2 protein-coding genes are annotated in these 16,031 nt (G+C 63.3%); both read left to right on the top strand.

Going from position 1 to position 16,031, the window contains the following annotated elements:
* The first annotated feature begins 78 nt into the window (after positions 1-78).
* On the top strand, positions 79-14,970 hold the full coding sequence (locus ACEN2T_RS22400; RefSeq protein ID WP_442117564.1) for a non-ribosomal peptide synthase/polyketide synthase: 14,892 nt from the start codon (positions 79-81) through the stop codon (positions 14,968-14,970).
* A 60-nt stretch (positions 14,971-15,030) separates the two neighbouring features.
* Positions 15,031-15,984, top strand: coding sequence for an alpha/beta hydrolase (locus ACEN2T_RS22395; RefSeq protein ID WP_442117563.1), 954 nt, complete (start codon positions 15,031-15,033; stop codon positions 15,982-15,984).
* The last annotated feature ends 47 nt before the right edge of the window (positions 15,985-16,031 follow it).

Genomic DNA, 16,031 nt, shown 5'->3' with positions numbered 1-16,031 from the left:
TCACACCTAAATCTCGTCGGCCACGCTTCGTCTTTCTGACAACGCATATTTACGCAGCCGATGGCGACGAGACCAAACATGAACCCACTGAATCAACTCCCCGACGACGACTTGCTGGCTTTGTTGATGGCCGACGACGTCGGTTCAGAGCATTCCATCAAGGCTTCCACCCATCGCGGCCCCACTCCCCTGTCCTTCGCCCAACAACGCCTGTGGTTCCTGCAACAACTCTCGCCCGACAGCAGCGCCTACAACCTTCCCAACGCGCTGCACCTGCGCGGGCCGCTGGATACATCGGCGCTCGCCGCGGCCTTGCAGCAGATCATCGACCGGCACGACGTGCTGAAAACCGCGTTCCAGACCGTCGATGATGAACCCCGGCAAGTGCTTGACCCGCAAGCCCGCATCCACGTGCGCGAAGAGGACCTCTCAGGCCTGGCACCGCACGCCCGTAGCACCGCCGTGACTGAGCGCCTGGCCGCCGAGGCCGGTGCACCGTTTGACCTGGGGCAAGCCCCGCTGATTCGCGCCACCCTGATCACCCTTGAGCGCGACGAGCATATCCTGCTGTTGAACATGCACCACATCGTCTCGGACGCCTGGTCCAACCCGATCCTGATGCACGACCTGATCCAGGCTTACCAACGCGCTGGCCAGGGCGATACCACGCCGCTGGCGCGACCTGCGATCCAGTACGCGGACTACGCCCGCTGGCAGCGCGAGGAGTACCCGAACACACCCGAACAACAGCGGGCCGCCGACTATTGGGCGGGTTACCTGGGACGGGAGATTCCCACGCTGGACCTGCCTACCGAGTTCCCCCGCAATGCCGAACAACAACACCGTGCCGGCAATCTTCAACTGTCAGTGCCCACAGCCCTGAGCCAACAGTTGCACAGCTTCTGCCAGCAACAGGACCTGACGCCGTTTATCGTGCTGCTGGGCACCTGGCAACTGCTGCTCAGTCGCTACAGCGGCCAGCAGGATTTCACCGTTGGCGTGCCGAATGCCAGCCGTAATCAGAGCGAGACCCAGGACCTGGTGGGGTTCTTCGTCAGCAGCCAGATCTATCGCACGCAACTCACCGACGACCTGACCACAGGCGAGTTTCTCCAAGCGCTGCGCCAGCAATCGCGGGCGGCGATGGAACATGCCGACTACCCGATTGAACTGATCATCGAGCGCTTGCAGCCGCAACGCAGCACTCAGGCCAACCCGTTGTTCCAGACCCTGTTCAACTGGCGGGTGAGCCAGGATCAACCGGCCGCTCTGACGCTGGGTGAGCTGAGCCTGGCGTTCCTGCCGGTGGCGCAACATGAGGCCAAGTTCGACCTGTCGATGGACGTGGACTACACGCCACAACAGATCACGGCGAGCATCGAGTACAGCACGGCTCTGTTCGGCGCGGCGACGATTGAACGCCTGGGACAGCACTGGCTGCGCTTGCTGCAAAGCCTCGTTGACGGGCCGCAGCGGCGACTGGCCGAACTGCCGATGCTCGACCACGCCGAGCAGCAGCACATTGTCATCGCGTGGAACGCCACCGCCACCCGCTACCCGCTGCACCACAGCGTCCAGCAACTGATCGAAGCCCAAGTGGCGGCCACACCCAATGCCACGGCGCTGGTGTTCGGCGATCAACAGCTAAGCTATCGCCAGCTCAACCAGCGCGCCAACCAGCTCGCCCACAAGCTGATGGAACTGGGCGTCGGCCCCGATGCACTGGTGGGTATCGCCACCGAGCGTAGCCTGGAGATGGTCATCGGCCTGCTCGCCGTGCTCAAGGCCGGCGGCGCCTATGTGCCGCTGGACCCGGAATACCCGCAGGACCGCCTCAGCTACATGATCGAGGACAGCGGCATTGGCCTGCTGTTGACCCAGCAGCACCTGCTCACGCAGTTGCCGATTCCGGCTGCGCTGCCGGTGCTGGCCCTCGATCAACTGGACGTCAGCGCTTATGCCGACACCAACCCAGAAGTCGCCGTTGACGGTGAAAACCTGGCCTACGTCATCTACACCTCAGGTTCCACCGGCAAGCCCAAGGGCGCCGGCAACCGGCATTCGGCCCTGACCAACCGGCTGTGCTGGATGCAACAGGCCTATGGGTTGACCTCCGACGACACGGTGCTGCAAAAGACCCCTTTCAGCTTCGACGTGTCGGTGTGGGAATTCTTCTGGCCGCTGATGACCGGCGCCCGTTTGGCCGTTGCCGGGCCTGGCGATCATCGCGATCCGGCCATCCTGATCAGCCTGATTCAGCGTTACCTGGTGACAACCCTGCACTTCGTGCCGTCGATGCTGCAGGTGTTCCTGCTGGACGAACAGGTCGCCCAGTGCACCCGCCTGACACGCATCATCTGCAGCGGCGAAGCCCTGCCGGTGGATGCCCAACAACAGGTGTTCGCCAAACTGCCGAACGCCGGGTTGTTCAACCTCTACGGCCCCACCGAAGCCGCCATCGACGTAACCCACTGGACCTGCCGCGAGGAAGGCAAGGCCAGCGTGCCGATTGGCCAGCCGATCGCCAACCTCACCACCTACATCCTCGATGCCGAGCTGCAACCGGTGCCCGCCGGTGTCATCGGCGAGTTGTACCTGGGCGGCGAAGGCCTGGCGCGCGGTTACCACCGCCGCCCTGCCCTCACCGCCGAACGCTTCATGACCAGCCCGTTCGGTGATGGCCAACGCCTGTACCGCACCGGCGACCTGGCCAGCTACCGTCCTGACGGCGTGATCGAATACCGTGGCCGTATCGACCACCAGGTAAAAATCCGTGGCCTGCGCATTGAGCTGGGGGAAATCGAAACCCGCCTGATGGAATTGGACTGCGTGCGCGAAGCGGTGGTGATCGCGGCTGACGGGCAGTTAGTCGCCTACGCTGTGCCCGCTCAAGCCCGTGACGCCGCTGACCTGCGCAGCGACATCAAACACCGTCTGAGCGAACACTTGCCCGACTACATGGTGCCGGCCCAGTTGATCTTCCTCGACCAACTGCCCCTGAGCCCCAACGGCAAACTGGACCGCAAGGCCCTGCCGAAACCTGATGCAAACCTGTTGCAAAAAGCCTACGTGGCGCCGCAGAGCCCACTGGAACAGCAGATCGCCGCCATCTGGCAAGACGTGCTCAAGCGTGAAGCCGTCGGCCTGCACGATGACTTCTTTGAGCTGGGCGGACATTCACTGTTGGCTACCCAGGTCGTCTCCCGTGTGCGTCATGCCCTGAACACCGATGTGCCCCTGCGCAGCCTGTTCGAATGCAGCACCTTGCAGGCGTTCGTCGCCACCTTGGCGCAGGAACCGGTCCGCCACGAGCCGCCCTTGGTCCGGGTCGCGCGCGACCAGCCGCTGCGCCTGTCTTACGCCCAGGAACGCCAGTGGTTCCTCTGGCAACTGGACCCTCAAAGCACCGCGTATCACATACCGGCGGCCCTGCGCCTGCGCGGCCATCTGGACACCCAGGCACTGCAGCGCAGCTTTGACCACCTGATCGAGCGCCATGAAAGCCTGCGCACCTCGTTCACCCAGGACGGCGAGCGTACCGTGCAACGGATCGCCGCCCACGCTCCGCTGGCGATCACCGTCGAGTCACGGCTGGGCGCAGACGAGCAGGCGATCCAGGCGTGTGTTGAACACGAAATCCAGCAGCTGTTCGACTTGCAGCATGGCCCGCTGCTGCGGGTCAAACTGCTGAAACTGGCGGATGACGATCACGTCCTGATCCTCACCCAGCACCATATTGTCTCCGATGGCTGGTCGATCAACGTGATGATCCAGGAGCTGATTGCCCTGTACGCCGGTTTCAGCCAGCAGCAACCCGTCAGCCTGCCTGACCTGCCCGTCCAATACGCCGACTATGGCGTGTGGCAGCGCCAGTGGATGGAGGCCGGAGAGCGCGAGCGCCAACTGGCCTACTGGACCGAACAGTTGGGTGGCGAGCAGACGGTATTGGAACTGCCCGCCGACCACACCCGGCCGTCGGAGCAAAGCTACCGCGGCGCCCAATTGGAACTGGCGCTGGGCCACGAGCTGAATCAGTCGCTCAAGCAATTGGCCCAGCAGCAAGGCGTGACGTTGTTCATGCTGTTGCTGGCCTCGTTCCAAACCCTGTTGCACCGCTACAGCGGGCAAACCGACATCCGTGTCGGTGTGCCGATTGCCAACCGCAACCGCGTGGAAACCGAAGGGCTGATCGGGTTTTTCGTCAACACCCAGGTGCTGCGCGCAGAGCTCAACGGCCAGGCGCGGTTTGTCGACGTGCTGCAACAGGTCAAACACCACGCCTTGCAAGCCCAGGCTCATCAGGACCTGCCCTTCGAGCAACTGGTGGAAGCCCTGCAACCGGAGCGCAGCCTCAGCCACAGCCCGCTGTTCCAGGTGATGTACAACCATGCCAGCGTGCAGCCGCAAAACAGCGTCAGCCTGCCCGGCCTGAGCCTTGAAGTCTTGGAAGGCACGCTACCCAGCACCCAGTTTGACCTCTCGCTGGACACCACCGAGTCCGCCGACGATCTGCTGGCCACCCTCACCTATGCGATCGACCTGTTTGAAGCCTCAACCGTCCAGCGCCTGGCCGGGCATTGGCAAAACCTGTTGCAGGCCATCGTCCGTAACCCGCAGCAACGCCTGGGTGAAATGGACATGCTTGGGCATGAAGAGCGGCACCTGATGCTCCATGACTGGAGCAGTGCCACCCTCGATTACCCAAGTGAACAACGGGTTCATCAGCTGTTTGAAGCCCAGGTGGCGAAGCAACCATCAGCCCCGGCCTTGCTCTTCGAAGACCGCCAGTTGAGTTACGCCGAACTCAACGCCCAGGCCAATCGCCTGGCTCGCCATCTGGTGAGCCTGGGCGTCGGGCCCGACGTGCTGGTGGGGATTGCCGTGGAGCGCGGCCTGGACATGATCATCGGCTTGCTGGCGGTGCTCAAGGCCGGTGGCGCCTACGTGCCCCTGGACCCTGAATACCCGCAGGATCGGTTGCTGTGCATGATCGAAGACAGCGGCACGCAACTGATGCTGACCCAGAGCCACTTGCGCGAACGCCTGAAGATTCCTGCCGATGTGGCGCACCTGTGCCTGGACCAGAACCAAGCCTGGGTCGATCTGGACGACAGCAACCTGGTCAATCGTGCCCATGCCGATAACCTTGCCTATGTGATGTTCACCTCCGGCTCCACTGGCCGGCCAAAAGGCGTGGGCATCAACCAGTCCTCGCTGACTCGCCATGCCTACGTGTCGTTGGGGTTCTTCAATCTCAATGGCGGCGACCGCATCCTGCAGTTTTCCACCTTCAACTTCGACGGTTTCGTCGAGCAGCTGTACCCGGCCCTGATCTGCGGCGCGTCGGTGGTGCTGCGCGGCACCGAAATCTGGGACACCGAGACCTTCTACCACGCCCTGATCAAGCACCAGATCAGCGTGGTCGACCTCACCACGGCCTACTGGAACCTGCTGGCCAAGGACTTTGCCGCGGCTGGCACACGGGATTACGGGCGCCTCAAGCAAGTGCACGCCGGTGGTGAAGCCATGCCGCCAGAAGGCCTCGCCGCGTGGAGCCAGGCCGGCCTTGGCCACGTCAAATTACTCAACACCTACGGCCCGACTGAAGCCACGGTGACGGTCACGGCCCTTGATTGCACCGACTATGTAACCGGCGCACGCCCTACGCCTTTGACCATGCCCATCGGCAAGGTCCTGGCCGGACGCAGCATTTACCTGCTGGACGACAGCGGTGCCCCGGCGCCGATTGGCGTGGTGGGCGAACTGGTGATCGGCGGCGAGTTGCTGGCGCGGGGTTATTTCAATCGCCCGGACCTGACGGCCGAGCGCTTCATGCCCGACCCGTTCAGCCAAAGTGGCGGCCGCTTGTACCGCACCGGCGACCTTGCGCGCTACACCCCCGACGGGGTGATCGAGTACGTCGGCCGGATCGACCATCAGGTGAAGATTCGCGGGTTCCGTATCGAGTTGGGCGAAATCGAAGCCCGACTGCTGGAGCACGACGTGGTGCGAGACGCCATCGTCCTCGCCCAACCGGCCGCCAGCGGTTTGCAGTTGGTGGGTTATGTGGTGCCTCAAGCCACGGCCGTGCCGCACGCAGAGCTGCGTCAGTCGATCAAAGCCGCGCTGGCAGCCGTGCTGCCGGACTACATGGTCCCGGGCTTCCTGATGTTCCTTGATGTATTGCCCCTGAGCCCGAACGGCAAGCTGGACCGTAAAGCGCTGCCCAAGCCGGATGCCAGCCAACAGCAAAACCACTATGTGGCGCCGCGAACGGCCCTGGAAATCCAGGTCGCCGGAATCTGGCAAAGCGTGCTCAACCTTGAGCAGGTGGGCCTCACGGATGACTTCTTCGCACTGGGCGGCCATTCGTTGCTGGCAACCCAGATCATCTCCAGGGTGCGTCAGGCCCTGGGGCTGGATGTGGCCCTGCGCAGCCTGTTCGAACGCAGCGTGCTCGGGGATTTCGTCGCCGGCCTGGACGGTCGCGCGCGGCAGCATGAGCTGCCATTGGTGCCCGTCGAACGCACTCAATCGCTGCCCCTGTCCTACGCACAGGAGCGCCAGTGGTTCCTCTGGCAATTGGACCCGCACAGCGCCGCGTACCACCTGCCGGCCGCCCTGCGCCTCAAGGGCACGCTGGATGTCGCGGCGCTGGAGCACGCGTTCAATCAACTGATCGCGCGTCACGAAGCACTGCGCACCACCTTCGTGGTGGACAACGAACACCCCCGCCAAATCATCGCCGACCAGGCACCGCTGGCGTTGGTGGTCGAGACGCTGAACGGCACGCCGGACGACGCCACGATCAAGGCCTTTGTGGAGCACGAAACCCGGCAACTGTTCGACCTGCAAAACGGCCCGCTGCTGCGGGTCAGGCTGCTGCGTCTGGCGGACGATGAACATGTACTGGTACTGACCCAGCACCACATCGTTTCCGATGGCTGGTCGGTGCAGTTGATGGTGGAGGAACTGATCAGCCTGTACGGCGCCGCCCAATCTGGACAGCCTCACGCACTGGCACCGTTGCCCATCCAGTACGCCGACTATGCCGCCTGGCAACGGCAATGGATGCAAGCCGGCGAGCGCGAACGTCAACTGGCGTACTGGACCGGCCAGTTGGCCGGTGAACACAGCGTATTGGAGTTGCCGACGGATCGCCCGCGCCCGGCGGAACAAAGCTACCGAGGTGCCCACCTGTCAATCACCCTGGCGCCCGGCCTGGGCGATGCCGTGCACGCCTTTGCCCATCGCGTTGGCGTGACGCCGTTCATGCTGTTGCTGGCGTCTTTCCAGACTCTGTTGCACCGCTACAGCGGCCAAAACGATATCCGCGTCGGTGTGCCGATTGCTAACCGCAACCGGCTCGAAACCGAGGGGCTGATTGGCTTCTTCGTGAACACCCAAGTCATGAAAGCCGAGTTCAGCTCGCACCTGCGGGTCGAGGCTCTGCTGCAACAGGTCAAGCAACATGCATTGGATGCCCAGGCGCATCAGGACCTGCCATTCGAACAATTGGTGGAGGCCTTGCAACCGGAACGCAGCCTCAGCCACAACCCGCTCTTCCAAGTGATGTTCAACCACCAGAGTGCCGACAAACCCAGCGCCACCGAACGTCCGTCACTGCCTTCGGCGTTGCAGGTCGAGGGATTGGACTGGGAAGGCAGCACCTCGCAATTTGACCTGACCCTCAGCACCAGCGAATCGGCCGAAGGCTTGAGCGCGACCCTGACCTACGCCACCGACCTGTTCAACGCCACCACCATCGAGCGCCTTGGGCGGCATTGGCAACAGCTGCTGCACAGCCTGATTGCCGACCCACAACAGCGAGTTGCAGATTTGGCGATGCTCGACCACGCCGAGCAGCAGCACATTGTCAGCGCGTGGAACGCCACCGCCACCCGCTACCCGCTGCACCACAGCGTCCAGCAACTGATCGAAGCCCAAGTGGCGGCCACACCCAATGCCACGGCGCTGGTGTTCGGCGATCAACAGCTGAGCTATCACCAGCTCAACCAGCGCGCCAACCAGCTCGCCCACAAGCTGATGGAACTGGGCGTCGGCCCCGATGCACTGGTCGGTATCGCCACCGAGCGTAGCCTGGAGATGGTCATCGGCCTGCTCGCCGTGCTCAAGGCCGGCGCCGCCTATGTGCCGCTGGACCCGGAATACCCGCAGGACCGCCTCAGCTACATGATCGAAGACAGCGGCATTGGCCTGCTGTTGACCCAGCAGCACCTGCTCACGCAGCTGCCGATTCCGGCTGCGCTGCCGGTGCTGACCCTCGATCAACTGGACGTCAGCGCTTATGCCGACACCAACCCGGAGGTCGCCGTTGACGGTGAAAACCTGGCCTACGTCATCTACACCTCAGGTTCCACCGGCAAGCCCAAAGGCGCCGGCAACCGGCATTCGGCCCTGACCAACCGGCTGTGCTGGATGCAACAGGCCTATGGGTTGACCGCCGACGACACGGTGCTGCAAAAGACCCCGTTCAGCTTCGACGTGTCGGTGTGGGAGTTCTTCTGGCCGCTGATGACCGGCGCCCGTTTGGCTGTTGCCGGGCCTGGCGATCATCGCGACCCGGCCATCCTGATCAGCCTGATTCAGCGTTACCAGGTCACGACCCTGCACTTCGTGCCGTCGATGCTGCAGGTGTTCCTGCTGGACGAACAGGTCGCCCAGTGCACCGGCCTGACACGCATCATCTGCAGCGGCGAAGCCTTGCCGGTGGACGCCCAACAACAGGTGTTCGCCAAGCTGCCGAACGCCGGGTTGTTCAACCTCTACGGCCCCACCGAAGCCGCCATCGACGTAACCCATTGGACCTGCCGCGAAGAAGGCAAGGCCAGCGTGCCGATTGGCCAGCCGATCGCCAACCTCACCACCTACATCCTCGATGCCGAGCTGCAACCGGTGCCGGCCGGTGTCATCGGCGAGTTGTACCTGGGCGGCGAAGGCCTGGCGCGCGGTTACCACCGCCGCCCTGCCCTCACCGCCGAACGCTTCATGACCAGCCCGTTCGGTGATGGCCAACGCCTGTACCGCACCGGCGACCTGGCCAGCTACCGTCCTGACGGCGTGATCGAATACCGTGGCCGTATCGACCACCAGGTAAAAATCCGTGGCCTGCGCATTGAGTTGGGGGAAATCGAAACCCGCCTGATGGAATTGGACTGCGTGCGTGAAGCGGTGGTGATTGCGGCTGACGGGCAGTTAGTCGCCTACGCCGTGCCCGCTCAAGCCCGTGACGCCGCTGACCTGCGCAGCGACATCAAACACCGCCTGAGCGAACACTTGCCCGACTACATGGTGCCGGCCCAGTTGATCTTCCTCGACCAACTGCCCCTGAGCCCCAACGGCAAACTGGACCGCAAGGCTCTGCCGAAACCTGATGCAAACCTGTTGCAAAAAGCCTACGTGGCGCCGCACAGCCCACTGGAACAGCAGATTGCCGCCATCTGGCAAGACGTACTGAAATTGGAACGCGTCGGCCTGAACGACAATTTCTTCGAACTGGGCGGTGACTCCATCATCTCCATCCAGGTGGTCAGCCGCGCCCGCCAGCAAGGCATCGCCTTTACACCCAAGGAACTGTTCCAACACCAGACCGTGCAAGGCCTGGCCAGCGTGGCCCGTATCGGCGCAAGTGCCCAGGTGATCGATCAAGGCCCAGCCACCGGCCCGCTCACGTTGCTGCCGATTCACCAGGTGTTTTTTGAAACGGCGATCCCTGAGCGCCATCACTGGAACCAGTCAGTACTGCTCCAACCTGCGCAACCGCTGGTGGCCGAGGCACTGCAACAGGCGTTGCACGCGGTGATTGAGCACCACGACGCCCTGCGTTTGAGCTTTGAGCAACACCCCGGCGGCTGGAGCGCCCAGTACCGGCCAATGGTCGACTGGCAGTTGCAACAGATTGACGCCACCGCCGAGCAATTGTCGGACCTGTGCGATCAAGCCCAAGGCAGCCTCGACCTGCAACACGGCCCGCTGATCCGCGCCTTGTTGATCCACTTGGCTGACGGTACCCAACGCTTGTTGTTGGTGATCCACCACCTGGCAGTGGATGGCGTGTCCTGGCGGATTCTTTTTGAAGACCTGCAAAACGCCTATCAACAGGTCAGCGACCAGCAGCCGGTGCAGTTGCCGGCCCGCACCAGTTCGGTCAAGGCCTGGGCCGAGCGCCTGCAACGCCGCGCGCAAAACCAGACGTCCCAGGACGAACTGAACTACTGGCTGGCGCAACTCGACACCAACACGCCCGACCTGCCATGCGAACGTCCCCATGGCAGCCTGGATAATCGCCACAGCCACACGCTGCATACCCACCTCGACGCCCGGCAGACAAAACAATTGCTGCAGCAGGCGCCCAAGGCCTATCGAACGCAGATCAACGACTTGCTGCTGACGGCCCTGGCACGTGTCATCAGCCGCTGGACCGGCGCCCCGCACTGCCTGATCGAGCTGGAAGGTCATGGCCGCGAAGACCTGTTCGATGACATCGACCTGACCCGCACGGTGGGTTGGTTCACCAGCCTGTTCCCGGTCAAGCTCGTGCCGGCCGCCAACCTTGGCGACTCCATCAAGCAGATCAAGGAACAGTTGCGGGCAATCCCCGACAAAGGCCTTGGCTATGGCGCCCTACGCTACCTAGGCACGCCGCAGGCACGGGCCAGCCTCGGCGCCTTGCAGGCACCACGCATCACGTTCAACTACCTTGGCCAGTTCGACGGCAGTTTCGATGCCAGTCAGGGCTCGTTGCTGGCCCCTGCCGCCGAAGGCAGCGGCCGTGAGCAGGCGCTGAATGCGCCACTGAGCAATTGGCTGAGCCTCAATGGCCAGGTATACGGTGATGAACTGACCCTAGGCTGGCAATTCAGCCGGGAGATGTTCGACGAAGCGACCATTGCGCACCTGGCCGATGACCTCAAGCGCGAGCTGCTGGCCCTGATCGAGCATTGCTGCGACACCGCCAACGTGGGGGTCACGCCGTCCGACTTCCCGCTGGCGCGGATCAGCCAGGCACAACTGGATCGCCTGCCGGTGCCGTTGCCACAAGTCGAAGACGTCTACCCGTTGTCGGCGATGCAACAGGGCATGCTGTTCCACACACTGGAAGCACCGGAAAGCGCTCTGTACGTGAACCAGATGGCCGTCTCGGTCACCGGCCTGGACGTTGCGCGGTTCACCGCAGCCTGGAACGCCGTGATTGAGCGCCATGAAATCCTGCGTACCGGGTTCTGGGCCGACAACCAACTGGCCGAACCGCTGCAAGTGGTCTATCGCGCGGCGACGATGCCTGTCGACGTACTCGACTGGCAGCAACGGGACGTCAACGCCCAAGACCTGGAGGTGCTCGCGAGCCAGGATTGCGCCCGTGGCTTCGAACTTCTGCGTGCGCCGCTCACACGCCTGACCCTGGTGCAGCTCGACCCGCAAACGCACTACCTGATCTGGACCAGCCACCACATCCTCATGGACGGCTGGTCCAACTCGCGGCTGTTGGGTGAAGTCTTCGCGATCTACAACGGCCAGGCCGCACCGGCCAAACGCGGGCATTACCGCGATTACATCCGCTGGCTGCAAGATCAATCCCAGGCGGTACTGGAGCAGTTCTGGAAAACCAAGCTCCAGGACTTGAACGGCACCTCGTCCCTCGCCAACAGCCTGTCGCCCAAACCGGCCATGGAATTGGAAGGCCACGCGGCGCTGTATCTGAATTGGGATGCGCTGCAAACCGCACACTTGCGTGAGCAAGCCCAACGTCTGCGCGTCACCCCGAACACGCTGATCCAGGCCACGTGGTTACTGCTGTTGCAGCGCTATACCGGCCAGGACACCGTGTGCTTCGGCGCGACGGTCGCGGGTCGTCCGGCCAGCCTGCCAGGCTCGGAGGACATGCTCGGGCTGTTTATCAACACCTTGCCCATTATCCAGACCCCGCAACCGCACATGCCCGTCGCCCAATGGCTGCAAGCGTTGCAGGCCTATAACCTGGAAGTGCGCGACCACGAGCACGCGTCCCTGGCGGACGTACAACGCTGGTCGGGCCAAGGTGGCCAGCCGCTGTTTGACAGCATTCTGGTGTTTGAAAACTACCCGGTGGACGAACGCCTGCAGGAAGCCGGGCAAGAACGCCTGAGCTTCGGCGACGTCAGCAGCCGCGATGTGACCAACTTTGCCATGGACCTGGCGATCAACCTCGGCGACACCCTGAAGATCGAGTTCCTGTACCTGCGCAACCGCTTTACCGAGGCCGCCACCGCACAAATCCTGCGCAGCTTTGAAACCCTGCTGCTGGAACTGCTGAACAACGCCCAGGCCAACGTCGGCAGCCTCACTATGCTGGCAGGCACCGAACAGCAACTGTTGCTGCAACGTAACGTGCTGAGCCCAACCATGGCACCACGCGCCCACCTGGCACAGGTGATCCGTCAACACGCACTGGAGCGCCCTGACGCAGTGGCGGTGGTGTGCGACGGGATCGAGTTGAGCTACGGCGAACTGGATGCCCGGGCCAACCGCCTGGCCCACTGCCTCATGGCCCAGGGCATCGGGCCGGAGATGTTCGTTGGCGTCGCTCTGGAGCGTTCGGTGGACGTCATTGTCGCGTTCTATGGCGTCATGAAAACCGGCGCCGCCTACGTGCCGCTGGACATTGACTACCCGCAGGACCGCGTGCAGTGGATCGTCGAAGACTCTGCCATGAGCGTACTGATCAGCCAGCACTCGCTGCGGTCGCGCTTCGACGGCCTGGGCGAGGCGACGCTTATCGACCTGGATCGCCTGCCGCTGTCGGACTGGCCGGCGACGTGCCCTGCGCCGCAGGTGCACGACGATAACTTGGCTTATCTGATTTACACCTCGGGCTCCACTGGCAAGCCCAAGGGCGTCGCCGTGACCCATGGGCAAATTCGCATGCATTGCCAAGCGATTGCCGAGCGTTACGAGATGGACAGCGGCACCCGCGAATTGCTGTTCATGTCGTTCGCCTTCGACGGTGCCCAGGAGCGTTGGCTGTCGACACTGCAAAGCGGCGGGTGCCTGGTGGTGCGGGGTAACCAGCTGTGGACACCGGAAGAAACCTGGCAAGCGCTGCACGCCCACAGCATCAGCATCGCCTGCTTCCCTCCGGCGTATCTGCAACAGCTGGCCGAGTACGGCGCCAGCCAAACCGATGCACCACCGCCCGTGCGCATCTACTGCTTCGGCGGTGACGCGGTGGCCGAGGCCAACTTCGAGCTGGTCAAACGCGTGCTCAAGCCGCAGTACCTGACCAACGGATACGGCCCCACCGAAACCGTGGTTACCCCGCTGCTGTGGAAAGTGAGTGCCAACGAACGCTGCAACGCGGTATACGCGCCGATCGGCACCCGCGTCGGTGAACGTACCCTGTATGTGCTGGACGAACACCTCAACCCCGTGCCCGATGGCGTGGCGGGCGAGTTGTACATCGGCGGCGAAGGCGTTGCCCGTGGGTATCACCAGCGGCCCGGCCTGAGCGCCGAACGGTTTGTGGTTGACCCGTTCGCTGCCGACGGCACACGCCTGTATCGCACCGGGGATCTGGTGCGCCAACGCCCCGACGGCGTGATCGACTACCTTGGCCGCCTGGACAACCAGGTGAAAATCCGCGGTTTCCGTATCGAACTGGGAGAAATTGAGTCACGCCTGCGCGAGATCCCCGACGTGCAAGACGCCGTGGTGGTCGCCCGCGATACGGCCGGCGGCAAGCAACTGATCGGTTACGTGGTGGCCGACGCTTCGGCCGGGCTGGGCGAACGCCTGCGTGCAGCTTTGCAGGTGGAATTGCCCGACTACATGGTGCCGGCGCAAATCCTCGCGCTTCCGGCCTTCCCGCTCAACCCCAACGGCAAGTTGGACCGCCTGGCCCTGCCTGACCCGGACTTCAAAGGCCGCGCCTTCGTTGCACCGCGCAATGCGTTGGAGGCACAACTGGCAGCGATCTGGCAGGAGGTGCTGGAGTTGGAGAGCGTAGGCGTCACCGACAACTTCTTTGAATTGGGCGGCGACTCGCTGCGCATTCTCAAGGTGCTGTCGAAGGTGCGCAGCCAGCCGGATATCGGCATCGAACTGAAACTGCGGGACATGATCGGCAAACCCACCATCGCTGAGCTGTCCGGGTTTGCCGAGGACGATGCCAGCCTTAATCCGCTGCTGCTGCTCAACAGTGAAACGACGCACAGCTCGCCGTTGTTCTGCCTGCATGCCGGTTTTGGCACGGTGTTCGACTACGAGCCCCTGGCCCGTCGCTTGGATGGACAGCGCAGCGTCTACGGCCTGCAATGCCGCATGCTGCTGGACCGTCAGTGGAACGATGATTCCCTGGCGTCCATGGCCATCGATTACAGCCAGTACATCCGCCAGCAGCAAGCCAGCGGCCCGTACCACCTGGTGGGCTGGTCGCTGGGCGGCACCCTCGCGGTGCTGGTGGCCCAGGAGCTGGAAAGCCAGGGCCAACGTGTGGAGTTTCTCGGCCTAGTGGACAGTTTTGTGCCCACTGGCGAAGACGTCTTGAGCGACGACTGGAGCGAGGACTTGCGCGGGTTCCTCGCGGTACTGTTCGGCCTCGCGGCCGAGGACTTGCCAGCCTTCGACGTCAGGGCGACGACGGACAGCGCGGTGCTGGAGCAACTGATCGCACAGGTCCAGGCAGGCGCTGCCGCGCGTTCGGTGTATGCCGCAATCAGCACCGAGGAGCTGGCTCACACGTTCCAGGTAGCGATGAAACTCAAGGCGTTGTCCACGGGACTGGACGGCTTGCCGCCCACCCGGGCGCAAGCCCATTGCTGGTGGGCCAAGGCGCTTGCCGACCAGCCGGCATCGAACCTGGCCAGCGCCCGGAGCAATGAACAGATCGCCGCCGGCCACTACGACATGCTTAACCACCCGACCCTGCTTCAGGGTCTGTTGCAGCACCTGGCGCTGCAACCCGTAGCCAGTTGAAACGTCGCCGCCCCTGATGGTCAGGGGCGGCGCTTCAGCCTATTTCACAAGGAACATGCAATGCCCCTGGACCCTGATCTCGAAGGTTTTCTGGAATTGGCGCAGATGGGTCGCCTGACCGGTAAAAGCCACCCCATGCACGCACTGAGTGTTGAACAGGCACGGCGGGAGTTCGAACAGACTTCGGCCATTCTCGACCCCAGCCCGCCGGGGTCGGTGGTGGTCACCCACCTGACGGTCACCGCCCGCGATGGCCATGCACTGCCCGCCCGTCTTTACCGGGCACCGGGCACCGCGCAATTGCCGGTGATTGCGTACTTCCACGGCGGCGGTTATGTGGTGGGCAGCCTGGACTCCCACGACTCCATCTGCCGCAGGCTCGCGGCCAGCGGTCAGTACGCGGTGTTCGCGCCCAGCTACCGTCTGGCGCCACAGGCAAGCTTCCCGACCGCAGTGAATGACAGCCTCGACGCCGCCAATTGGCTGGCCGAACAGGCCGGCAACCTGCAACTGGACAACCGCCGGATTACCCTGGCGGGTGACAGTGTGGGGGCAACGCTGGCGACCGTCCTGGCGATCACCGCAGTGAAGGCGCCGCAGCAACTGGCGTTCAAACCCTGGGCCCAGTTGCTGTTTTACCCGGTCACTGATACCTCGCGGCAGCGTGATTCCCATCGCCACTATGCCGAGGATTACCTGCTGGAAACGGCCACGCTGGAATGGTTCTACCAACACTATTGCCCGAACGCCCAACAGCGCCTGGACTGGCGAGTATCGCCGTTGCTGGCCGAAGGGCTGACTGCGCTGGCACCGGCCTATATCAGCCTGGCCCAGTACGATCCGCTGTATGACGAAGGGCAGGCGTACGCCCAGATGCTGGCCGCGAGCGGCACAGCGGTCAGCCTGCACGTGCAGTCGGGGCTGACCCATGACTTCCTGCGCATGAACGGCATTACCAGCGCGGTTGCAGGCATTTATGAAGGCGTGTTGAGTTGGTTGGGGGAACAGCGCTAAGCAACACTTGACCGTTCCCGCCATTAAACAACGGGGCTGATTGCCAG

The organism is Pseudomonas sp. W22_MBD1_FP4, assembly GCF_052113765.1.
Lineage (GTDB): Bacteria > Pseudomonadota > Gammaproteobacteria > Pseudomonadales > Pseudomonadaceae > Aquipseudomonas > Aquipseudomonas sivasensis.
This window is presented reverse-complemented; position numbering and strand designations above follow the sequence as displayed.

Excerpts from the sequence above, each read along its gene's own strand:
- ACEN2T_RS22400 (WP_442117564.1), top strand. The coding sequence starts at position 79 with ATGAACCCACTGAATCAACTCCCCGACGACGACTTGCTGGCTTTGTTG.
- ACEN2T_RS22395 (WP_442117563.1), top strand. The coding sequence starts at position 15,031 with ATGCCCCTGGACCCTGATCTCGAAGGTTTTCTGGAATTGGCGCAGATG.